This window comes from Telmatospirillum siberiense, from assembly GCF_002845745.1.
GTDB classification, from domain to species: Bacteria; Pseudomonadota; Alphaproteobacteria; order Rhodospirillales; family Magnetospirillaceae; genus Telmatospirillum; species Telmatospirillum siberiense.
The window spans coordinates 87,559-110,322 of the sequence record NZ_PIUM01000005.1; the positions used below are offsets into that span (position 1 = coordinate 87,559).

The 22,764-nt window shown below is 60.2% G+C and carries 21 protein-coding genes; 13 read left to right on the forward strand and 8 right to left on the reverse strand.

Features of this window, described 5'->3' with window-relative positions:
• Positions 1-169 precede the first annotated feature (169 nt).
• Both CWS72_RS06690 and CWS72_RS06695 read left to right on the forward strand, forming a co-directional pair.
• Complete coding sequence (locus CWS72_RS06690) at positions 170-1,432, forward strand: hypothetical protein (RefSeq protein WP_101249806.1); 1,263 nt, start codon at positions 170-172, stop codon at positions 1,430-1,432.
• 407 nt (positions 1,433-1,839) lie between these two features.
• Positions 1,840-2,649, forward strand: coding sequence for a hypothetical protein (locus CWS72_RS06695; protein WP_241911615.1), 810 nt, complete (start codon positions 1,840-1,842; stop codon positions 2,647-2,649).
• Between the two features lie 339 nt (positions 2,650-2,988).
• Here the strand turns inward: CWS72_RS06695 and CWS72_RS06700 are convergent, their stop codons facing one another.
• The 4 genes from CWS72_RS06700 to CWS72_RS06715 form a co-directional block, all read right to left on the reverse strand.
• Positions 2,989-3,426 carry a bacteriohemerythrin gene (locus tag CWS72_RS06700; protein ID WP_158240536.1) on the reverse strand — a complete coding sequence of 146 codons (438 nt, stop codon included), beginning with the start codon at positions 3,424-3,426 and terminating at the stop codon, positions 2,989-2,991.
• Positions 3,427-3,618: 192 nt separating this feature from the next.
• The gene (locus CWS72_RS06705) at positions 3,619-4,227 is read right to left on the reverse strand and encodes a hypothetical protein (RefSeq protein WP_146002656.1); all 609 of its coding nucleotides are present in this window, start codon (positions 4,225-4,227) and stop codon (positions 3,619-3,621) included.
• Positions 4,221-5,303, reverse strand: a complete 1,083-nt coding sequence (locus CWS72_RS06710) for a hypothetical protein (protein ID WP_241911625.1) — start codon at positions 5,301-5,303, stop codon at positions 4,221-4,223. The genes CWS72_RS06705 and CWS72_RS06710 overlap by 7 nt, the downstream gene beginning before the upstream one ends.
• 64 nt (positions 5,304-5,367) lie before the next feature.
• A complete protein-coding gene (locus CWS72_RS06715) occupies positions 5,368-5,763 on the reverse strand; it encodes a metallopeptidase family protein (RefSeq protein WP_101249809.1) in 396 nt (131 codons plus the stop codon).
• A gap of 153 nt (positions 5,764-5,916) precedes the next feature.
• Here CWS72_RS06715 and CWS72_RS06720 point away from each other — a divergent pair, with 153 nt between their 5' ends.
• The 3 genes from CWS72_RS06720 to CWS72_RS06730 all read left to right on the forward strand — a co-directional run bounded on the left by CWS72_RS06720 (position 5,917) and on the right by CWS72_RS06730 (position 8,134).
• Complete coding sequence (locus tag CWS72_RS06720; protein ID WP_101249810.1) at positions 5,917-6,219, forward strand: 4a-hydroxytetrahydrobiopterin dehydratase; 303 nt, start codon at positions 5,917-5,919, stop codon at positions 6,217-6,219.
• Positions 6,220-6,310: 91 nt separating this feature from the next.
• Positions 6,311-7,360, forward strand: a complete 1,050-nt coding sequence (locus CWS72_RS06725; protein ID WP_158240537.1) for an SEL1-like repeat protein — start codon at positions 6,311-6,313, stop codon at positions 7,358-7,360.
• A gap of 156 nt (positions 7,361-7,516) precedes the next feature.
• Complete coding sequence (locus CWS72_RS06730) at positions 7,517-8,134, forward strand: hypothetical protein (RefSeq protein WP_101249812.1); 618 nt, start codon at positions 7,517-7,519, stop codon at positions 8,132-8,134.
• Between the two features lie 607 nt (positions 8,135-8,741).
• Here CWS72_RS06730 and CWS72_RS06735 read toward each other — a convergent pair.
• The 3 genes from CWS72_RS06735 to CWS72_RS06745 all read right to left on the reverse strand — a co-directional run bounded on the left by CWS72_RS06735 (position 8,742) and on the right by CWS72_RS06745 (position 12,579).
• Positions 8,742-10,202: a DcaP family trimeric outer membrane transporter gene (locus CWS72_RS06735; protein ID WP_101249813.1), complete on the reverse strand. Its 1,461-nt coding sequence runs from the start codon at positions 10,200-10,202 to the stop codon at positions 8,742-8,744.
• Between the two features lie 68 nt (positions 10,203-10,270).
• Positions 10,271-11,317 carry an ABC transporter substrate-binding protein gene (locus CWS72_RS06740; RefSeq protein ID WP_101249814.1) on the reverse strand — a complete coding sequence of 349 codons (1,047 nt, stop codon included), beginning with the start codon at positions 11,315-11,317 and terminating at the stop codon, positions 10,271-10,273.
• Positions 11,318-11,601: 284 nt separating this feature from the next.
• A complete protein-coding gene (locus CWS72_RS06745; RefSeq protein WP_101249815.1) occupies positions 11,602-12,579 on the reverse strand; it encodes an NADPH:quinone oxidoreductase family protein in 978 nt (325 codons plus the stop codon).
• Between the two features lie 74 nt (positions 12,580-12,653).
• Here CWS72_RS06745 and CWS72_RS06750 point away from each other — a divergent pair, with 74 nt between their 5' ends.
• Positions 12,654-14,996, forward strand: coding sequence for a mechanosensitive ion channel domain-containing protein (locus tag CWS72_RS06750; protein ID WP_101249816.1), 2,343 nt, complete (start codon positions 12,654-12,656; stop codon positions 14,994-14,996).
• 56 nt (positions 14,997-15,052) lie between these two features.
• The gene (locus CWS72_RS06755; protein ID WP_101249817.1) at positions 15,053-15,619 is read left to right on the forward strand and encodes an RNA methyltransferase; all 567 of its coding nucleotides are present in this window, start codon (positions 15,053-15,055) and stop codon (positions 15,617-15,619) included.
• Between the two features lie 150 nt (positions 15,620-15,769).
• Here CWS72_RS06755 and CWS72_RS06760 read toward each other — a convergent pair whose 3' ends face one another.
• Positions 15,770-16,804: an asparaginase gene (locus CWS72_RS06760; protein WP_101249818.1), complete on the reverse strand. Its 1,035-nt coding sequence runs from the start codon at positions 16,802-16,804 to the stop codon at positions 15,770-15,772.
• A 133-nt stretch (positions 16,805-16,937) separates the two neighbouring features.
• Here CWS72_RS06760 and CWS72_RS06765 point away from each other — a divergent pair, with 133 nt between their 5' ends.
• From CWS72_RS06765 to CWS72_RS06785, 6 genes are all read left to right on the forward strand, one after another.
• Positions 16,938-17,447, forward strand: a complete 510-nt coding sequence (locus CWS72_RS06765) for an invasion associated locus B family protein (RefSeq protein WP_101249819.1) — start codon at positions 16,938-16,940, stop codon at positions 17,445-17,447.
• A 443-nt stretch (positions 17,448-17,890) separates the two neighbouring features.
• Positions 17,891-19,018 carry a dual-specificity RNA methyltransferase RlmN gene (rlmN, locus tag CWS72_RS06770; RefSeq protein ID WP_101249820.1) on the forward strand — a complete coding sequence of 376 codons (1,128 nt, stop codon included), beginning with the start codon at positions 17,891-17,893 and terminating at the stop codon, positions 19,016-19,018.
• Positions 19,019-19,390: 372 nt separating this feature from the next.
• Entirely contained in the window at positions 19,391-20,683 is a 1,293-nt protein-coding gene (tcuC, locus tag CWS72_RS06775) for an MFS transporter (RefSeq protein ID WP_101249821.1), read from the forward strand.
• Positions 20,684-20,880: 197 nt separating this feature from the next.
• Positions 20,881-21,531, forward strand: a complete 651-nt coding sequence (locus tag CWS72_RS06780) for a hypothetical protein (RefSeq protein WP_146002657.1) — start codon at positions 20,881-20,883, stop codon at positions 21,529-21,531.
• A 70-nt stretch (positions 21,532-21,601) separates the two neighbouring features.
• Positions 21,602-21,766, forward strand: coding sequence for a hypothetical protein (locus CWS72_RS27715; protein WP_158240538.1), 165 nt, complete (start codon positions 21,602-21,604; stop codon positions 21,764-21,766).
• 238 nt (positions 21,767-22,004) lie between these two features.
• The gene (locus CWS72_RS06785; protein WP_101249823.1) at positions 22,005-22,580 is read left to right on the forward strand and encodes a hypothetical protein; all 576 of its coding nucleotides are present in this window, start codon (positions 22,005-22,007) and stop codon (positions 22,578-22,580) included.
• Positions 22,581-22,764 lie beyond the last annotated feature (184 nt).

Sequence of the window (22,764 nt, forward strand, 5' to 3'; positions counted from 1 at the left end):
ACCGCCGCTTCATTCCGTGAGGAGGCGGAGTGTAGAGAAGAATCTGACGATTTTCGATTGGGATTTACCGTGGGATGCCCGATAAAGTCTGCATGATCTCCGCGCCAGACAAACAGAATGTCGGAAGCGATCGGAGGGTGCATATTGCAATGATGATCAGGCGCAAGACATGGTTGGTGAGGTTGTTCGTTCGTTGTTCTTGAAGCGACGCCTCGGCGGCGGAATGCCGATCGTCTGGACATTCAGTGTTCTGGCCTGTCTGGCTGTCGATAGCTTTTATTTTCCCGCGCGTCCGACGTTTCCCGATGAACGACGTTTTTTGGCCAGTGCGGCGTACTGGCTGAGTGACGGGGGATTCGTCTCCAACGGTGGGAAAGCCTGGGAAATGCCGCTTCCATCGATGATTTTTGCTGCGCTGCGCTGGCTTGTCGGTGGCGACGATGTTCGCGAAATATATGCCATCCGCTGTTTTCAAGGCGTTCAAATCGTTCTGCAGTCATGGCTTGCCTTGCATATCACCAGATCTCTTTGCGGAGATGACAGGGCGGCCCGGTTGGCCGGCGCGATTGTCGCTTTTTATCCATTTTTTCTGTTTTACCAGGGGCTGGCCCTGAGCGAGACGCTGTTCGATACCGCCCTGCTGGCTTTCTTTGCCATGCTCCTGGTCTGGCGGAGACGGGGATGCCGGATTGGCGGAGCCTTGATCGGGGTGATGATTCTAGGGGGAATTGCCACATACGCGCGGGCCACTCTGACGATCTTGCCGCCACTGCTTCCGGTTGTCGTCGCATGGTCAAAAAAATGTTCGACACGTCACAGCCTGATGGTCCTGCTGATCGGGGCCACCGTCTATGCCGGGATGCTCTCCCCGTGGTGGATTCGCAATTTCCTTCTGTTCGACGCTTTCGTTCCCTTCGCCACGTCGTCGTCATCGGTGCTTTATCTCGGGAATAATCCCGCCAATCTCCATGGTGACAGCGATTGGAGCAGGGATGCGGAACAAGATGTCGTTGAGCAAATCAATGCGATGCCGCAAGAATTGGATCGGCAGGCTGCCTATGCACAACGTGCCAAGAAATTCATGATGGAATATCCGGAGAAAACTATCGAGCGCTCTCTAAATAAGATAAGGAGATTCTGGAGCATAATTCCAAATGCGGATGGATACAGTACGGGTATTTTTTCCATTATTTCAGCAATTTCATTTGGGCCGGTGCTGATATTATCGATTATCGGTATTTTTGTTAATCGTCATATTTGGCGTAAAATCCTCCCGATTTATGCTCTTATTGCCTATTTTACAGTGATTCACGCTCTGACTGTTGGTTCATTGCGTTATCGGCTGCCCCTTGAGCCGTTCCTGATCGTGCTCGCGGCGATAACCGCGACCAGATTTCTTCCAAAACCGCGTAGCGGCGACGGCTCCATGTGAGGACAGCGCGGATACGTCGCCGGACAGGGGTTCAAATATGCGAAATCCTGTCCGGATCGGTTCCGGAACTCCAGGGAACAGATGGACCCGTCTTGCAGTCCGAATGAAGGCCGCGTAGCCTATTACGATAATGCCCATCCAAACATTATCGATTGGAGATCGGGCCCGCGTACAGCGAGGACGGGTTGGAAGACAGGCTGGATCTGATCGAAGACACCGATATGGACTCGATGTTCATATTGCCGCTGTCTATTTTGCCGATAGAGACAAAAAGCATTCGAACGGCAAAATTGATCAAAAACTCTCAACTAAAAAGTAGTGTTGAGATATTTCACGACGATCAAACCGGATCTGGTCAGGTTGATGTCGAATCCCTTCCGGCGATTTGCGGATGGCCGCCGGGGGAGTTGCATAAGGATCTCGTCATTATCCGGCAACTTGCCCTGTTGCCCAGTTACGATGTCTATTCTCTGCGTATTTCGTTGCGGCAGCTTCACATCGCGGTAAATGATCACGCCAGCCTGCGTCTCAGCCCGGAAAAATCCGAGGAGCTGTCGGAATATATGATCTTGTTCACGCGGCCTCTTACCCAGATCATTTATGGAGAGGAGGGGGGCGACGTCAAAACCTATGACGACCTGATCCGGATGTTCAGGGATCCCGACGTGGCCAAGGCGCGGGAACGCCTCATCAATATGGCCAAGACGCTGTCCATCGATGTCATGGATGTTCCGATATTTCTGGAAAATTATGGCGACACCTTCATGGCGCTTTCCTATTTCCGCTATTGCCTGGAGCGGCTTGAGCCCTATTTCTCCGCCTGCCTCGAATCCCTGGGGCCGATCCGGCGACATTTCCAGTTGAGGCAAAACGGCAATTTGATGAAGACCTGCGATCTCATCGAGGAGGTCATCAACGCGGTCACGGCGAAGATCACCGGAACGCTGGAGTCTTTTGAGAAACGGACTCACCAGATGTGGAGCAATATCAATCAGGAAGAGTTCCGCGCGGTCAAAGCCATGGTGGAGCGTCATCACGTCACCATCGGCGCGGCTCTTTGCGGCCTGACCGTCAAGATGAACGCCTTCGCCCACGCTTTCCCCCATTCGGGGGCGGGAGGTCCGATCAAGCGGGCCGATTTCATGATGTCCGACATGATTCAGGGGATCGAAATCATCCGTGATGCCGAGAAGCACTACGCAAACGACGGGGGGTGAGAAGCCGGACTAGGGGCGCGTGGACATTCATGACGGCCATGCCCTCTTGATGGGAGCGCTTTAACGTTGCCTCTGGTCCCCCGATGGCATGAAAGGAAACCCCGGATATTTTGAACCACCAAGGCACCAAGACACCAAGGCGTCTTTCGGATCAGTCGGCGGCGGCCAATCTGCGCCGCAGGCATACGGCCGACAGCCGATGACGGGACGGGAAAATGCCTGTGGCACGCTCCGCCACCTTGGTGTCTTGGTGCCTTGGTGGTTAATCAAAAGCTGGAGCGCACCGGAACCATCAAGAGGACGAAGAGAATCTGGCCGATTGCCAAATGTCCACAAGCCCTAGATCCCGGATTCCTCCAGGCTGTTTTGCTGCAGGTAAGCCGCATATTCCCGATCATGCCCCAGAATATGCCGAATCGCCCATTCCCTCAGAAAACCGACGACGTTGGGATCGACACTCATCGGCGCGCCCCCGGTCAGTTGGGCGCCGAACGCGACGAGTTGCTTCAGCAGGACCTGGTGTTCCTGCCGATGCGCCTGTAAACGGGGGTAGCCGCTCGCCTGCAGCACGTCTTCCTCGCGATTGAAATGCTCGCGGGTCAGGGTGATGGCCGCCTCAAGGGTCCGCCCGATGATGGCGCTGTCGGCGCCGGCGGAGCAGACGGCGAGCAGCTCGTTGAAGAGCAGGACGAGCTTCCGGTGATCGTCATCGATGGCTTTATTGCCGATGAGATGGGCATTCGTCCAGACGATGGGTTCCAAAATTTCGGATATCATGGGCTTCCATCTGCTTTCATCGTACAGCATTCGCTGTTGTGCTCCCGATGCTCAAAATCGGACCGAGCATCCTAAAAAAATATGGTGCGATGCGTGTAGAATGGAAGAAGCGGAATTATGACTTTTTTAAAGTATGGGCGGCTCATTCCGAAAGTGGGGGAGTATGCCATAAGATACTTGCCAATCTTGGCCTTAGTTCTTTGGCCAACTATTGATCAGGGCCTTTTTCTTGGCCAAGGCCCGTGGATCCGGAGGGGGGAGTGACGATTTTTGAGGAGAATTGAGCTTGCGGGCATTCCCCTTTCCGGTGAACCACACCTCGCAGGTGGCCAGTCCGGTATTGAGGAAATAGTAGGTTTCATCCGCTCGGCTCAGTTTGCGTTTGTCGATAAGCAGGAATCGATGGGTCGGGGGCACCACCTGCAACAGGCCGCGTCCCTCCTCGCCATTGAAGCGCACCACCATTCTGTTGAGCGGAAGGCTGCCGAAATCGCGTAACCGGCAGGCGGTGGTCAGCACGGGATCGGCTTTGCCGACGGTCCAGTAGGGACGATCGCTGATCGCCGTGACCACCCAGGGGGTTTCATCGATGGACGGCAATCTTTGGAACGGCCCCGGGGCGATCAGACGATTCGGGACGGTGCCCTTCATGTGGTTTTCATCGGGTTGTTCGATTTTACCCGATGACGGCGGATCGGAGGGGGGATCCTGATAGTCGAGTGGCGGCTTGGCCATGCTCGGACGGGCGAGGCAGAGAATGGCGAGGAAAGCGGCGAGCGCAATCCCGCGAACTCCTACCACCGCATCACATTCGTGGGCTTTTTCGGCTTCTTGTCGCCGGAGGCGAGCTGGCTGACGGCGGAACCGCCGTCGGCGCTTTGCAGCTTGCTCATCAAGACCCATTCCTTCACCGCCATGAAACGGGGCGCCAGAAATTGATAGGCCCGCCGCAACAGTTCGGGCTTATCCGGAGACATCTTGATTTCAACCTTGTCCCACTCGGCCAAGACGTCATCCCATGCCATCAGCTTGGCATAGATCTCGTCGCGCTTATCGCGGATGTAGGCGATCTGGCTATCCAGATTGCGCAGGACCGATAGAATTTCACCGGTCTGGGCATCCACTTCGAGAAAGGCGGAGTTGAAGTCGTCAACCGCCCGTTCACCCAGTCGGGCCACCTGATCGGCGATTTCCAGCACGCTGCGTTCCCGGCCGTAAAGCCGGCGCAACTCCTGAATCTTCGCTTCCATCCGCACCACATGGCGGAAACGGTCGCGCAGCGCCTCGATATAGGCCAGTTCATGGGCGAGCGTCTCGACGTGGTTGACCACTTCCTCCTTGTGATCCCGGCCGAGCCCCAGTTTTTCCGCCGCCTCTCCGAAGGCAGTGTTCACCGTTTTCTTGATTTGCGGATCATCGGCGAGTTGCAACAATTCTTCGGGGTCGGTGACCACGTCTTGGCCGCCGGTCATCCAGTTGACCAACTGCACGGTGACGCGCTGATAGGCGATCTTGACATGGCGCTCCGAAAGCTCCCAGGACGCCTCGCGCGTCAGGATTTCCTTCGGTAGGGGGTCGCCGATTCGCAAGCCCTTGACATATTTCAAGGCTTTGGTGACTTGCGCCAGCATCTGGGCATCGGGGCCGTCTTCCGCAATTCGGAATTCCCGCAGGATGCCTTTGAAGGGCAGTGAGAAATGATTCTTGGCGAAGCGGATGGTCAGGACCGGTTCACCGCTCTGTTCCGCCTTTTGAAAAAAGGCGTCCTCGAGCTTTGCGAAAAAGGCATGCTCAAAGACGACACGAGGTATCGTGTCGGAATTGCTGTCGCCCGTACCGTTACCGGCGGGGCCTGGGACGGAAGCCTCGTCTGACATGGCGGACAAACATTAACTCAAGTGGCAGGCTTAAGGATAGTAGCATGCGAAAGCCGTCTCCGCGTCACGTTTCCTCGATTCGCTCCATGTCGTCATCGCTGAAACCGAAGTGATGTCCGATTTCATGAATCAGGACATGGCGGACGACGGCCCGCAGATCCTGGCCGGTTTCACACCAGAAATCGAGTAGCGGCCGGCGATAGAGGAAAATCATGTCGGGTGTGGTCCGCACGTCGAGCAGCGAGCGGTGAGGCAGGGCGATTCCGCGGTAAAGTCCCAAAAGGTCGAACGGACTTTCGAGGTCCATCTCCTCTTCGGTTTCCTCGTCCGGGAACTCTTCGATTTTAAGAACCACGCTTCCCAGATGGTCGCGAAGTTCCGGGGGAATGCGGTCCAACTCCGCCGTCGCGATCGCTTCCAGTTCAGTCATATCGGGGGGCGTCGTATGGCGTACGGTCATGGCTGGCGCCCTCTTGCGGCCGATCGGGGTGCTTTTGATCCCGGTGAAATTCGAGACCCCTTCGAACTTCGGAAACCAAACACTAGCGCGTCTTGATGGCGGGGCCAAGCCACCCCATTGTTGGTGAGGGGCGGCGAACATGAGGTGTGTGCCATGATTGAGCGCCTTTCATCCCGGGAACGGGAGTCTCTACCCGAGCTGCTGCCGGACTGGCGGATGGTGCCCGATCGCGACGCCCTTTCCCGATCCTTCTCGTTTGACGATTTTTCCCAGGCCTTCGGCTTCATGACAAGGGTTGCCCTGCTGGCCGAACGTATGGCGCATCATCCGGAATGGTCCAATGTTTACAACAAGGTGGATGTCATCCTATCGACGCATGACTGCGGTGGGGTGTCGCGGAAGGACGTCTCCATGGCCCAGGAGATCGGCGCTCTGTACGGCGATCGCGGGATGTAAAGCGGGCTGGCTCATCGCCAGTCGATTTACATGGGGCCTCGACCGTGGGAATATGCGCGCCGCTCGTTTCGGGTACTTGGCTGAGCTTCTCATGTTTCGTCGCATCATCCTTTTTTCCGCCGCCATCGTCGTTGGCGTCGGATGTTTCGGTTTTTCCACGCCCGTCCGGGCGGAAACCGCCGGCGCCCAGGCCATGGCGCGCGGTGAATATGCCCGCGCGGTCAAGGAGCTGCAGGTCGGCGCCAAGGCGGGAAATCGCCAGGCGCAATACGACCTCGGCCTGGCTTATCGTGACGGCAAGGGGATCGGACGCGATCTCAACCTGGCTTACAAATGGATCCGTCAGGCCGCCGACCAGGATCTCGCCGAGGCCCAGTTCGAGGTCGGGCAGATGAAGGAGGACGGCGAAGGGACGGAAAAGAACGTCGCCGAGGCCGCCGATTGGTACCGGAAGGCCGCTTTGCAGGGCAATGTCCCGGGCATGTATGCGTTGGGCGAGCTTTACCGGAACGGTGACGGTGTTCCCAAGGACGAGGCGCAAGCCGCGCGGTGGTATCGCCCCGCCGCCGACAAGAACGACGTCGACAGCCAATTGGCCTTGGGCAAGCTCTATCAGCAGGGTGCCGGCGTCCCCAAGAATCTCAATGATGCGGCCGTATGGTTTCGCAAGGCGGCGCAACTGGGCAGCCCGGAGGGGCGCTATCTGCTGGCCCTGCTGCTGATGGGTGGCGACCCGGCCCATCAGATCGGACATGGTCCGTCGCGGACGTCCGTCGAGGGTGTCGAATGGCTGCGGGCGGCGGCCGAACAAGGCTTCGCCCCGGCCGAGTATTACCTAGGCATGGCGCATTTGAACGGCCTGGAGGCTCCTCTCGACGGTCCCGCCGCCGTGCGCTGGCTGCTTCGCGCCGCCGATCAGGGGCATCCCGAGGCGCTTTATCAATTAGGCCGCATCTATTTTCTGGGAACAGTCGTCGCGCAGGATTCGCCGCGGGCCTATATGTATTTCGATCTGGCCGTCGAGATGGGGTCCGAGGAAGCGCGCCCCGAACGTGACGAACTGGGCAAGACGCTGGCGGCGCCGTCGCTTCAGCAGGCGAAGAAGCGCGCCCAGGAGTGGCAACAGATCCGCGGGATGTGATTATCCCCACCCTTATCGGGGAGGAAACGCTTTTCGCTTCGCTGCCGTTTCGGCGATTTCGTTGCGAAAGCGATTCGATCTGCGATGATTCCGATTTTTTTCGCAGCGCGAAAAGACTATTATCAGCCTTCGGATTGCTTGGTTAGTGATTGAGTTATGAAGCCGTTTTTCCACCTCTCCCTGCTGGTCGGCCTCCTGGCCGCAACGGCCGTCTCGGCGGCCGATGGGGGGAGTCTGCCGAAAGTTTCGACCTTGACCCTGGGCGGTGCCGCTTCGTCGAGTGCCGGGGGCACGCGTCTGGCCGGATGGGGAAACGGAAATCTGGTCGCCGGAGTGGCGCCGCTGACCGGCGGCGCCTTCAACGATATGACCTCCAAAGGAATGCAGACCGGGGGATTCCTGGCTTGGCAGGCCGAGGACTATCGGGTGGACGCGTCTTTGACACCGTCTCTCGACGGAAGCATCGTCGCTGGTTTGGGGGCCGCCGTCGGCGCCAAGCCGGGCCAGCCCGGGACGAGTTATGGCTTGCGTCTCGGCGCGGCTTGGCTGGGTGAGCGTTTCACGGTCAATCCGGCCAGTGGCCTGGGGTTGTCCGAAGTCGTCGCTCCGACCTCCGACGTCAATCTGACCTTCACGGTCAACCACGCCCTGACGCCTAATTTGAGTGTCATCGGCACAGCCGCCGCCCGCCGTCCCGTCGGAAACCTTTCCATGGAAGGTGCCACGATGCAGGGGCATTTCCTGGTCGGAGCCGGATTGGGCTATCGCTTCTAAATCTGAAGCTTATCCTAAAACAGTAGCACCGGTCCTCCGTGCCCATAAGCGCTCGGATAAGAAAAATCTCCCCTCGCCCCTTGCGGGCTAGCGGATTCACATATCTCAAATTTCGTAGTTTTATCAGTGCATTGCCAGCCTTGGATAAAACAGTGGCACCGGCCTCCGTGCCGGTGATCCGCCGAAGGCGGAGCCTTTCCGGCTCCCGCCGGAACACCGGCAGGGACGCCGGTGCCACTGAAGGATTGCTTCGTCTTTGGCTCGCAAACGACAGATTTTTCTCCACCGAAAAAAAGATGTGTGAATGCCGTAGCCCCTTGCGGGAGAGGGGACGAGCGAAGCGAGTGGGGTGAGGGGACTTACGCGCGGGAGCGCGGAAAAGTGTGCGGAAACAAACAAGTCTTTAAGTCGCGCCGACGCTAAGCACCCCTCACCCGCTCGCTCACGCTCGCCGCCCTCTCCCGCAAAGCGGGCGAGGACTTATCCAAGCACGGAGCGACTGAGATCGCCTTGTGGCGGTGATCCTCGAGGCTTCACTTCCGGCTTCTGGCCTACTGCCCGAAGGGATTGCCGGGGCTGGCCCGGCAATCCCCGAAACGGGTTCTCGTTAGAAGGTGTATTTCACGCTTCCCTGCACGCGGCTCGCCGAGCCGGAGGTGCCAGTGGTGCTGGTGCTCTGGGCGGTGGTATCGATATGTCCGTAGATGTATTCGATACCGACGTCGGTCGCGTCCCACGGGCTCCAGATCAGGTTGGCGTGTATCGAGGAGAGGCTTTTGATCGGCGCGGAAGAGGGGTCGCCGGCCGGGGTGCCGAAGTGGTCGTAACCGTAGGCGACATTGCTGCGCAGGGTTTCGGTCCAGAAGTGGGTATAGCTGGCCGTGCCGCCCCAGATGTTGATCGGCTTCAGATATCTCTCGTCGATGATGATGGCGGAGATACCCTCGCCCTGGTTCATGTAGCGGCCGACGCCGTCGCCGCCCACGGTCTGGAAGGCCAGAACATCCTTGCCGAAGGTCTTGATGCCGAGGCCGGCCATGACGCCGTAGACGAACTTGCTGGCATGCTGCCCGGAAACACCGCTGTCGTTGGACAGATAGCGCCCCAGGCCGGCAATGGCGAAATGCCCCCATGACGGGTCGACCGTATAGCGGGCGATAACGTCGGGCGCCTTGTCGAGGTGATTATCGACCGTATTTTTTGTATCGTTCCGGGACAAGTCGCCCTTCGGGCTTTCGACGGCGACATCCAGGCTGCCAGTGGGCAGTGCAGCGGTGTAACGGAGTTGCGGCTGGCGAACGAAGGCGTAACCCACAGGACCGTTGAAGTCGAGGGTCTCCGGGCCGGCCGTGTCGAGATCCATGAAGGTCGACCAGGTTTGACCTGCGGTGAAGCCGGCGGCGCTCACATAGGCGTGACGGAGGCGAACCACGCTGTTGCTGCCATTGGCGGCGGAACCGGAACTGTAGAAGTCTCCCTCGACCACCGTCTTGATGTCGCCGATGGCGTTGGACTGGGTCAGGGCGGTGAGGCCCAGGCGGGTTTCCTTGGCCGTGAAATTGAGTTGGCCGTTCCGATGCGATTCCGCTGTTCCGCTGAGCGGGATGGCGGTGAAGTCGGTGGCGGTATCCTTGCCGATCTTGGAACTGACATCGTCGACCATGTCCAGCTTCACATAGCCGCCGATCTTGATCTGGGTGTTGGTGCCGGGAACGGCGATGTAGCCCTCCTTGGTTTCCGGCTTCGCTTCGACCGGGGCGGCGGAGGCCTGCTTCTGCTCGATGGCCTGCTGCTGGGCCTCGACCTTCTGGATGGTGGCGGTCTGGCTTTGCACCTGCGCGCCCTGATCGCTCACCTGTTTCTTCTGATCGCTGACCTGGGCGTTCAGGGAATTGATCTGCGCCTTCAGGTCGCGGACTTGCGCCTTCTGCTCGTTGACCTGCGCCTTCAGTTCGCCGATCAGGGCTTTCAGATCGCTCATGTCATCGGCATGCGCCGGTATGGCGGCGACCGAAGTACCGACCCCGATCGCCAGGGCAGACAAAAGTTTGGCTGTGTTGCGTTTCAATTTACCCTCCGCTTATGACTGTAATTTTAATTGCCGACCACCAAGGATCGGCGCCCTGCCGTTACCGGTTATTTGGCGGCCCATTTGTTGAAGCGTTCGGTGAGCCGGTCGAGGTTTTCGAGCCAGAACTGGTCGTCGATGAGTTCGACATTGGCCATGTTCTGCGGCGCCGTCGGCAGGATGGGCAGAAGCTTGGGATCGACCAGGGCGGTGGCCGCCTTGTTGGTCACCCCATAGGCGACGTGAGCGGGCAGGTTCTTCTGATTCTCGGCCTGGCCGGCGAAATCGAGGAACGTGTAGGCGGCGTCCCGGTTGGGGCTGCCCTTCAGGATCACCCAGCTGTCGATGGTGTAAAGCGCGCCATCCCAGACGATCTTGAAGTTCTTCTTGTCCTTCTCGTTGGCCGCCGTGATGCGTCCGTTATAGGCCGAGGTCATTGCCACCTCGCCCGAGGCGAGAAGCTGCGCCGGCTGGGCGCCGGCCTTCCAGAAGATCAGTTCGGACTTGATGCCGTCGAGCTTCTTGAAGGCCCGGTCGACTCCGGCCTCCGTCTTCAGGACCTTGTAGACGTCCTGGGGCTTCACCCCATCGGCGATCAGGGCGATTTCCAGGTTGGTCTTCGGCCCCTGGCGCAGCGCCCTTTTACCCGGGAATTTCTTGGGGTCGAAGAAGTCGGCCCAGCTCTTCGGGCCCTCCTTCAGCTTGTCCCCATCATAGGCCAGGATGAAGTCGTAGACGATGCTGCCGACCCCGCAGTCGCTGACGGCGGTCGGCAGATAGGCGTTCTTGCCGCCGATCTTCGAATAGTCGAGCTTCTCGAACAGCCCTTCCTCGCAGCCGATGGCCAATTCCTCGGATTCGACCTGGACCACGTCCCAGTTGGCGTTGCCGCCCTGGATCTTGGCCCGCAACACCCCGACGCCGCCGTCCCACGGCTCGTCGGCCATCTTGATCCCGGTTTTGGTCTGGAAGGGCTGGAAGAACACCACCTTCTGAGCGTCTTGATAAGTTCCGCCCCAGGACACCACGGTCAGGTCGCGGGCCAGGGCGCTCCCACCGGCGAGACACAGCAGGACCCCACCGAAAAAAGCCATTGAGGCGATCGATTTATTCATCAGGCAAATCCCCCACGAAGACGTCGTCGCGCGCTTCCGACCATCCCAGGTCATCAACGATTTCAGGTGGCAAGCACCCCCGTTCCTCTAGACAAAGACGATAACCATGGTTAAAAAAATAAACAACGAAAATGCTCGTTCCTTGAGCACACATTTAAGGTGGCATAGGAAAGCACAAAAACTAGGCACGACTAAAGGGTTATTGACCGTTTCGGCCAGAGTGGACTCTCTCGGCCAGCCAGATATAAGAACTATATAAGAAATTCATCTTTTACGGGAAATTATCAGCGGACGGCCAAGACCAGCTTGCCGGTCGCCTGCCGGCCCTTCAGCAGGGAAATGGCCTCGGCGGCAGACTCCAGGGGCAGGGTCCGGGAGACGACGGGGCGCAGTTTTCCTGCCTCGAACCAGTCGAACAGGGTTTCGAAGCTGTGCCGCAACGCGGCCGGGTCAAGCCTGCGGAACGCGCCCCAGTGATAGCCGATCACCGTCAGATTTTTGACGAGAAGGATGTTGGCCGGGATTTGCGGCACCACGCCGCTGGCGAAGCCGATCGATAAAATTCGGCCATTGGGCGCCGTGGCGCGGAGCGAGGCGTCGAACACCGCTCCGCCGACAGGGTCATAGACAACATCGGCGCCGCGTCCCCCGGTCAATGCCTTGACCGCCTCGCGGATATCCTCCGTCCGATAATCGATGCCGTGATGGGCACCATGCTCCATCGCCACCGCCACCTTATCGGGACCGCCGGCGATGGCGATGACGGTGGCCCCCTGCGCATGTCCGATTTCCACGGCGCTGAGACCGACGCCGCCCGCCGCCCCGTGCACCACCAGGGTCTCGCCGCCGCGCAGGCCGGCCTTGGCGGTCAGGCTGTGATGCGATGTTCCGTAAACGATGGGAAAACCGGCCGCGGTGATCCAATCCATCGTCGACGGCAAGCGATGGACGTCCTCGACACGGGCGACCACCTCCTCGGCAAAGCCGCCGGCGTCGAGAACCGCCAGCACCCTCTCGCCGGGCGTCACTCCGACGACATCCGGGGCGATCTCGATCACCCGGCCGGACACTTCAAATCCCGGAATGAAGGGAGGCGTCTGCTTTTCCTGGTATTTTCCGGCGATCAGCAGGCCATCAGCGAAGTTGACCCCGGCCGCTTGCACCGCGATGCGGACGCCGCCGGCGCGCAGCGGCGGCGATGGCAGGTCGACGACGGTGAGCCCGCTTTCATCGCCCAAGGCCCGGCAGAGAACGGCGCGCATGGCAATCTCCTTTGATCCACATCGAGAAGCGGCCATGATGCGGGGAAAGGGCGGTATTGGGGAGACGATTTCGCATGCGCATATCCTTGATCGCCGGTATGGCGCTGTGCCTGGCGTTGGCCGCCGGCTGTCCCGTCGCGGCTGCCGCCGACGGGGTGAAGGGATTGTCCCTGCCCTCGGTGCCGACCGTGCCGGCGGCGCCCGCCAAGGATTCGGTCAAGCCGGCGGGAGAGAACGAGGACGCGGCTCTCGCTTCCGCCCTGGAGGCGGCCCAGGCCGACGTCCGCAAAGCGGCGGAGGCGGGAGGGGCGCTGCCGAACGGGGCGACGCAAGAGGAGCTTCTGGAACGCGACCATCTTCTGCAACATCTCGTCGATACGCTGGTTCGTCATCGCGACGCGCTGGCCCGGTTGCCGGAAGTCCGCCGCCGGGCCGACGAAAGACAGAAGGAGGCGAAAGCCTGGACGGGGTTCCTCCAGCAGCCGCCCTATTCGCTTCTGCTGGTCGATCAGTTGCGCGAGGCCCTGGAGACGGCGTCCGTCGAGATCCAGGCAGCGACCACCCGGAAGACGATGATCGGGGAGGAATCGGACGACGCGGAAAAACGTTTCAAGGCGGCCGAGGTTCTGGCGCGGCAAAGCGAGGAGCGGCTGGCGGTCGAGACGACGGTGGAGGGGCGTAATCGTCAGACCTGGCTGCATGACTTGGCACGGTTGCGCAGCCGTGCCGCCGCCGAGGATGTTTCCGAAGCGCAAATCCAGGCGGCCGTCGCCAGCGCCGTCGAATCCCTGAAGCGGGCCGACGTCGACCTGCTCAAAACCCAGCTTGCCGCAGCCCGCAAAAGCGTCCGCTTTACTCAATCCGATCTCGACGGCGTATTGGCCGCCATCGACAGGCAGCGGGATCATCTGGAGGAACGTGCGAAAAAGCTTGCCGAAACGACGAGTGGCGTCCGCCTCGAAGTCCAGCGCGCCCAGGAGGCCTTGACCGCCGCCCGCTCGCAATTGCCGGGGGCCTCGGAAACGCCCGCGCAACATAAAACGCGCCTGGCTCTGCTGGAACAGATGGTTGCCTGGCGGCAGTTCCAGTCCGACACCCACGCCATGGCCGTCGAGGGCATCCAGCATCTGATCGAATTGCAGAATTGGGAACGGACCGGCTGGCAATTCCGCTGGTATCTGGTCAACGGCAGCGATGGCACCAAGCTTCCGGAAGTCCGCTCCATCCTCGATGAACGGATCTCCCGGCTGGAAAGCTGGAGCCGTTACGTCGATCGGGAAATCGCCTTGTCCAACGGACGGATCGGCGAATTCGAACTGCGCCAGAAGTCGGGGCAGTCGGCCGAAGAGGCGGAGATGACCGCGCGCTTCATCACCGCCGAGCGCGAGCGGGCCGAATTGGCGCGGACCGTCCAGCAGGCGATGGAGAATTTCAGGCGTACCCTGTCGGTCTGGCGCGCCGAGTTCGAAAGCGGCGCCAAGGAATGGTCCGTCAGGCGGACGGCGGAGGTGGTCGCGAACGCCGGCTGGGGAATTGTCCAGGCCTTCTGGAATTTCGAGCTGTTCAGCGCCGAGGACAGTCTGGACATCGATGGCCGCAAGGTGGTGGCGACGCGCAGCATCACCATCGGCAAAAGCCTGGGCGTCGTCCTGCTGCTTCTGGTCGGATATCTGCTGAGCGCCTGGGCCTTGCGGTTCATCCGCCGGCTGGCGGTCGGACAACTCGGACTGAATGCCGGCCATACCAACACCGTGCTGCGCTGGCTGCATTTCATCTTGCTGTCCATGCTGTTCATCGTCGCGCTCTACATGGCCAACATTCCCCTGACCATTTTCGCCTTCCTGGGCGGCGCGCTGGCTATCGGCGTCGGTTTCGGCACGCAGGTCCTGCTGAAGAACATGATCAGCGGCGTCATGTTGCTGATCGAGCGCCCCTTGCGGGTCGGCGACATGATCGAGGTCGGTTCGGTGGTGGGGACGGTGACCAACATCAGTATCCGGTCCTCGACGGTGCGCACGTCGGACGGGATCGAGATCCTGGTGCCCAACTCGACCTTCGTGGAAAACAACGTGACCAACTGGACCTATTCGAACGCCAAGGTCAGGCGTTCGGTCACTGTCGGGGTCGATTACGCGGCTTCGCCGGAACGGGTCTCGGAGGTTTTGCTGTCGGTGGCGCAGGAACATCCCTCGGTCGTGACCGATCCTCCGCCCAGGGTCCTGCTTGAGGATTTCGGACCCGATGCCGTCTGCTTCAAGCTGCAATATTGGATCGATTATGCACTCGGGGCCGACGGTTCCCTGATCGCCAGCGAACTGCGCATGCTGATCGCGCGCGCCCTGGCGGCGGCCGGCATTTCCATTCCCCTGCCGCAACGCGTCGTCTATTTGAAGAAGGAAGAGGACGCGGCGAGCTGATCGCCGCCATCGACGGGGCTGTCGGCTCGAACATGAGGAAAGGATCGAAATTGCATATGCGGGGTTATTTCGGCATCGGTGTCGAAGGGGTGAGCAAACAAGCCAATGTCGGCAGTCTGTTCCGCTCGGCGCACGCCTTCGGGGCCAGTTTCGTCTTTACCGTGGCGGCCGATTACACGCGCCGCGCCGCCGGTCGTGCCGACACGTCGGATGCGGTGACCCAGGTGCCGTTCTACGCCTTTCCCGACATCGCCGCCCTGCAATTGCCGAAAGGATGCCGTCTGGTCGGTGTCGAACTGGTCGACGAGGCGATCGATCTGCCGTCGTTTCACCATCCGGCGCAGGCTGCCTATGTGTTGGGGCGCGAGCGCGGCTCCCTGACGCCGGAAATGCTGGCGCGCTGCGATCACGTGGTGAAGATTCCCACCCAGTTCTGCATCAATCTGGGAATCGCCGGCGCCATCGTGATGTATGACCGGGTGACCAGCCTGGCCCGGTTCGCCCCGCGCCCGGTGCGGGCCGGCGGTCCAATCGAGATGCTGGCCGAGCATCGCCACGGGGAGCCGGTTTTCAGGACGCCGGAACGGATGGCCCTCTATCGCACCGAGATCAACTCTCGGTGATCGTAACCGATCACCTCTGCCCTCAATCGCCGGGCGGGTTTCTCCGAAACCCTAGGCTTCGCGCGAACGCTCGCGCGGGCCCTCAATGGGCCAGTCCAAGTCTCGATGAGTGATCTCATCGAGACTTGGCACCGAGGAACCCTGAAACGCTCAGCCCAGCCAGTCGGGGGCCGGCCTCAGGACGCCGATGGCTTGCCCGGCCGCGTTGCGCAGGATGGGCTGGAGATGATCGGCGAGGGCTGCTTCCTCCTCAGTGGTGAACGCCTGCAAATGGCGGAGCACCGCGAGCAGCGCCACTTCGGCGGCGCGATTGGCGCCGTCGTCGATCTTCACGGCGACGCCCAGCCCCTTGCCGGGCAGGATGGCGGTATAAACGCCCTCCGCCCCACCCTTGATCATCACCGAGGGGACGGCGCGCATCACTTCCGTGCTCAGCCGTCCCTTTCCCGCGATCAGCTCCGGATGGGCCGACATGGCGGCCAATATTCGCGCGGCGGCCTTCCGGCGGGTCGGGCCCTGACGGGACGGATCGGCCAACCGGGCCATGGCCGTGGCCAGGCCGGAGAGCGGCAAGGCATAGGTGGGAATGCCGCAGCCATCCGTGCCGAAAGGCGTATGTTGCGGCACGGTGCCGGTCATTTCGCCGAGGACCGCCGTGATGCGGAGCTGCACCGGATGGTCGGCGCCGACATATCCCTTCGTCGGCTCGTTCAAATGACGCGCCGTGGTCAGCATGCCGCAATGTTTGCCGGAACAATTGTTATGGAGCGCCGATGGCGCCTTATCGGCGCAGAGAAGGGCGCGGGCCGTGTCCGCATCGGACGGGATCTGGGGGCCGCATTCCAGATCGGTTTCGGTCAGGCCAATCCGCAGAAGCCATTTTTCGACAAGTTCCACCTGCAAGGCGTTGCCGGCGTGCGACGCGCAAGCCAGCGCGATTTCCTGGTCGGACAGGGCGAACCGCTCGGCGGCACCCGTTTCGATCAGCGGCAAGGCCTGGAGCGGTTTTACCGCCGAGCGCGGGAAGACCGCGCGTTCGATGTCCCCCCAACCGGCCAGAATCTCCCCGGCCGCATCGCAAACCGCGACCGCGCCGCGATGCAGGCTTTCCACCAGCGGCCCCCGGGTCGCCTCCACAAGGACCGGATCAGGGTGATGAACCGGCGGCCGTGGCTTTCTCGTCATTTCAATCCTCGCTTTTCGAAGGGCGGGCAGGCCCCGCATCCTGCTCTTTTCCGCTGCGATCGGTTGACAATCCGGCTTGCGCAGGGCACTCCTGAGATCCTCATCCCGCGCCTTTCAAGGTATCATCGTCGCCATGTTCGCTAAATTGTCCCATGTTTCCGTCCTGGTTTTCTTCGCCGCCATCGCCGCCACTCCCGTCCTGGCCGACAGCGCAAAGCCGCTGGGCAAATCGGGCGACTGGGAGAGCTTCACCTATAGCGATAAGGCCGGCAAGGTCTGCTATACCGCCAGTCTGCCGAAACGTAGCCTCAACGCGCCGAAAGGACGGGGCGAGACCTATCTCTCGATCACCCATCGGCCGAACGACAAGAGTTTCGACGTGGTCAGCGTCACTTCGGGTTACGCCTTCAAGAAGGACGCTCCCGCCGAGATCGACATCGGTGGCGCCAAGTTCGATCTTTATACGACCGGCGACGGCGCCTGGGCGCGTAACGACAAGGCGGTCGTTCAGGCCATGCTGAAGGGCAAAACGCTGGTCGTTCATGGAACGCCGGCCAAGGGGGAGGCCATCGCCGACACCTATTCCCTGGATGGTTTCGTCAAGGCCTACGCCGATATCGGCAAGGCTTGCGGCGCCAAATAACCGCGCGGGCTGGAGTGCATTGACGAAATTGTTGAATTTTCTTTTTGTATCAATGCACTAGGTCCTGTGGACAATTAGCGATTGGCCGGATGTCGTTCGTTCTCTCGATCGTTCCGGTGCGCTCCAGCTTTTGATGAACCACCAAGACACCAAGTCACCAAGGTGGCGGAGTATACCACTGGCATTTTCCCATCCTGTCATCGGCTGTCGGGCGAATGCCTGCGGCGCAGATTGGCCGCCGCCGGATGATCCGAAAGACGCCTTGGTGTCTTGGTGCCTTGGTGGTTCAAAATATCCAGGGGTTCCTTTCATGCCATTGGGGAACCAGAGGCAACAGGAGAAGCCTCAAGGCGCGTGACCGTGATGAATGTCCACAGCTCCTAGGAGCGTGTTTCCGACGGTTTTCCTTGCGTAGCGAGGGCCAGAGCCCATATGTATCGCCCATGAGCGACACGAAGGAACTGGTCGGCCTGTCCCGCGCGGAATTGGCCGAGGAAATGGCGGCGATCGGTGAGAAGCCGTTTCGCGCCAAGCAGCTTTGGCATTGGATTTACAACCGGGGGGTCACCGACTTCCAGGCGATGACCACGCTTGCCAAACCGTTGCGCGACAAACTGGCCGATCATTATTTCGTGCGCCGTCCCGAAGCCTCCAGGGTGCAGACCTCCGCCGACGGTACCCGCAAATGGCTGTTGCGCTTTTCCGACGGCAATGAGGCCGAGACCGTCTACATTCCCGAGGAGGATCGCGGCGCCGTCTGCGTTTCCTCGCAGGTGGGCTGTACCTTGACCTGCCGGTTCTGTCATACCGGGACCCAGCTTCTGGTGCGCAACCTGACGGCCGCCGAAATCGTCGGCCAGTTCATGGTGGCCCGCGATTCATACGATGAATGGCCGAGCACGGTCGACGGCGGCCGGATGATTTCCAATATCGTCCTGATGGGCATGGGCGAACCCCTGTTCAATTACGACAATGTGGCGAAGGCCCTGAAGATCATCATGGATGGCGAGGGAATCGCCGTGTCAAAGCGGCGGATCACCCTGTCGACCTCGGGCGTGGTGCCGATGATCCGCCGGTGCGGCGAGGAGTTGCGGGTCAATCTGGCGGTCAGCCTGCATGCGGTGACCGACGAGATCCGCGACCGCATCATGCCGATCAACAAGAAATATCCGCTGGCCGAGTTGATGCAGTCGCTTCGCGATTATCAGACCAACAATGCCCGGCGCATCACCTTCGAATATATCATGCTGAAGGGGGTCAACGATTCCCTGGCCGACGCTCGCGGCCTGATCAGGCTGGTCGAGGGCATCCCGGCCAAGTTCAACCTGATTCCCTTCAACAAATGGCCGGGTTCGGATTTCGAATGCTCGGACATGAAGGACATCAAGCGCTTTTCCGACTTCCTGTTCGAAGCCGGCTATTCGGCGCCGATCCGCCAGCCGCGCGGCACCGACATCCTGGCCGCTTGCGGCCAGTTGAAAAGCGACAGCGAACGGACCCGCTGCTCGCGTCTGAAAGCCCGGCTCGATGCCGGCATTCCCGACGAACATCATTCCGAACCGGTTCAGTAACCGGTTCGGAAATACCGTGACTTGATTGTCTTGGGGATGGGACATGATCTTGTCCCCATGAAAATGATCGCCGGATCAAGCGCCGCGAAGATAAGGCTGCGCATGACCCGGGTATTCATGTAATTCAATAAAAAATAGTTTTATTTCTAATGGATATTCCCGCTAAGGTGGTAATTCCCTGGTCATAGGTTTATTTTCCTTTCATTTTTATGCACTCGACTGGTGCAAAGAGACCCCTCATCGGTCATCCTGCGGCTAAAGGTTGTGCGGTCTAATCGATCCTCGTATGGAACGTTTATTCAAGGGACGAGATGGTTGATGCGCCCGGGGGCGGCTTTTCAAGCCGAATGGGGCTGAAATAGGGAGGAATCAATGCTTTCACCGGAAGAGCGCAGAAAGAAAATCGGCGCTGTCGTTCGTGTTTCGAGCGGCAATTTCCTGGAGATGTACGATTTCATCGTCTATGGCTACTACGCCAATTACATCGCCAAGACTTTTTTCCCCGCCGGAAGCGAGTTCGCCTCCCTGATGCTGTCGCTGGTGACGTTCGGCGCGGGTTATCTGATGCGTCCGCTGGGCGCCCTGGTCCTGGGGGCCTATATCGACCGGCACGGGCGGCGCCAGGGACTGATTCTCACCCTCGCCCTGATGGCCATCGGGACGCTGACCATCGCCTGCACGCCGGGCTACGCGGTCATCGGACCGCTGGCCCCCACCATCGTGGTGTTGGGCCGTTTGCTCCAGGGATTGTCGGCCGGCGTGGAACTGGGGGGCGTCTCGATCTATCTGTCCGAAATCGCCACCCCCGGTCACCGCGGCTTCTATACCGCGTGGCAGTCGGGCAGCCAGCAGGTCGCCGTAATGTTTACCGCCGTCCTGGGCGTTCTGTTGACGGCAGTTCTGGCGGCCGAGCAGATGGCCGCGTTCGGCTGGCGCATTCCGCTGTTCATCGGCTGTCTGATCATCCCTCTGATCTATCTGTTCCGCCGGTCGCTGGCCGAGACCGACGAGTTTCTGAAGAAGACCCATCGGCCCACCGGCAAGGAGGTTCTTCACCTCCTGGGAGCGAACTGGAAGCTGATTCTCCTCGGCATGATGCTGTCCATCATGACGACGACGACATTCTATCTGATTACCGCCTATACGCCGACCTTCGCCCGGCAGGCCTTGAAGCTGGACCCCACCGGCAACATGATCGTCACCCTCTGCGTCGGTTTGTCGAATTTCATCTGGCTGCCCATCGGTGGCGCCATTTCCGACAAGATCGGCCGCCGGCCCCTGCTTCTCCTGATTCCCACGCTGGCCTTGCTGACGGCTTACCCGTCCATGCTGTGGCTGGTTTCGGAACCGTCCTTCACCCGGCTTCTGATCGTCGAATTGTGGTTTTCGTTCTTCTTCGGCACCTACAACGGGGCGATGATCCCCCTGTTGGCCGAAATCATGCCGCCGGATGTCCGCACGGCCGGCTTTTCGCTCGCCTTCAGTTTGGCCACGGCCCTTTTTGGCGGTTTCACTCCGGCGGTCTGCACCTATCTGATCGAGGTTTCCGGGAACCGCGCAGCGCCGGCCCTGTGGCTGTCTCTTGCCGCGGCCATCAGCCTGTGCGCCGTTATTCTGGTGAAGGGACGGGCGGCGGCGGTTTCCCATATGGTTCGCTCGACCTGAATTGGCGGCGGGCGCTCGGCCGTGAGCGCCCGCCCGCTTTTTCTACCGATGGGCGAGTTTTTCCCGGCGGCACGATTTGCCTGGGATGGATATTCCATCTGACGTTGATTTTCCATTCAACATATTGAATTAAATACCTTATTCTAATTGGCCCGGCTCTTGCTGTGGGCATGACGGTTGTCTTATGGAGAACCCTCATGGTCCAGTCCGTCGAGAGTCCCGCCGACTCCTTCAGTCTTTTCCAGTTGGGAGGTGCCGCGCGCACCCCATGGGCCAAATCGGCCGATAGCGCCGTTTTCGCAATGACGAGTCAAAGCGGCGAAAGTTCCAGCGCCTCGCCCGATGCAGGCACCTCATTTTTCGATACGGGGCAGACGACGAGCGGCGACTACGCCACCGTCTTTCAGCGATTGTCCACCGGTTTGCAGGCCCTGATGGTCCAATTGCAATCCATCGCGGGAAATGGCGGGACGTCGTCCGACCCACCGGCCGTCGAGACCGCCATCGCCGATCCTCCGGCGACCGGTGGATTTCACGCCAGCGGAGGAAACCGGGCCTTGCAGAGCGATGCCGACGCCATGATCAATGATCTGCACGGTTTCATCCAGGTCGCCAATGGCGATTTCTTTGTCGATGGCGTGGCGGTGTCCCCGGTCGCCGCGGCGTCGGGCGCGACCGCCAACGACAATGCGACGCCGGTCGCTTCCGGGGATGTCGCGGGAAGCGCGTTTGGCCAGATGAGCTATGGCTATGCCCAGGCCATGATGCGGGCGGTGCGCAATTACAGCGCGGCAAGCGCCGAAGCATCCGGTTCCCGGCCATCAGCCGCCATCAGCGCCGTCGGCTGAAATTCTGGTTGCGCCGCCTTGTCCCGGGTGGGATAAGGCGGCCGAACCGAAGATCAGCAGGGGTTTTTCGATGGCGTCTTTGTTGCGTTCTCTCGTGATCAGTATTTCCGTGGGCGTCATTCTCTATCTGGTTTATCCATTCCTTCCCTCGGGCAATCTTCGTCGACTTTCGGTGGCAGTGGCCGCAGCGGTTCTTTTCTTTCTGATGGGTCTGCTGTTTAAGAAAGGGCGTTAACCAAAGTTCGGAGCCGCGCCCGAGCGCGATCGCGGGAGCATATGTCCTTTGATGCCCGTTCGGGCATGGGCAAAATTTGAACCTGAAGGACGGCACGCGCCCGTCGGCGGCACGAATTGCCGGGCCAAAATGAGCGCCGCTGACAGGGGATTTTTAATAATCCATTGATTTAAAATAATAAATTATTTTGGCGCGGAATTTGCCAGGTATCTCTCGATTGTCCAAGAGGTAGATCGCCATGGCTTATTCCGTCGAAAGTTCCTCCGAGTCCGTCAAACTGCGGCAAGCAGCCAATGGCAAACGTTTGGTACGGGGCAAGTGGGCCTCGGACGCCATATTCGGCCTGCCGGATGGAATCGACGGCGAAATCGACGGTGCCTTCTCTTACGACGATCAGAAGCTGCAACTGATCGTCGGCGATTACGCCAATGGGTTCCAGCGGCTGTCCGACCGGTTGCAGGCCCTGGTGCTCCAGCTTCAAGCGGTGTCCGGCAAAGGCCGGAAATCGGCCCTGAGTTCCTCGTCCGGCGGGAGCGAAGGGGGGACTCAGATCGTCACCGGCGATGCCCTGGAGAATGCGGCGGCGTCGGCCAACGACAACGCCCAGTCCCGTCCGGCCGCCGAGGTCCCGGCGAGGGGCTCCTTCCGGCGATCCCTCGGCGATCTTCCCGACTTCGAAGGGATGCCGCTGTCGCAGATCGTCGGCTCTTCCGGTCGGGCTTATGGTCTGCCTCCGTTCGGCTACGCCCGGACAGTGGTGCAGGTCGTGCAGAATTACGGTTTCGTTCTGAAGGCGTTGAACCGTGCCCGGTAAGGGACTGTTGATAAATTATCGAATCAACAGGCCCTTGAGCCCGAGCGGCGTTTGAGCCCGCTGAAGCGGAGCGGAAGCGTCATATAGAACATTGGGATTGGAGCGATTATTTCGCGACAAGCCCTAAAAATCCATCGCCGGCCCTATCGGCTTAAGACCGCTTCTGCCCGTGCCATCTGGCGCT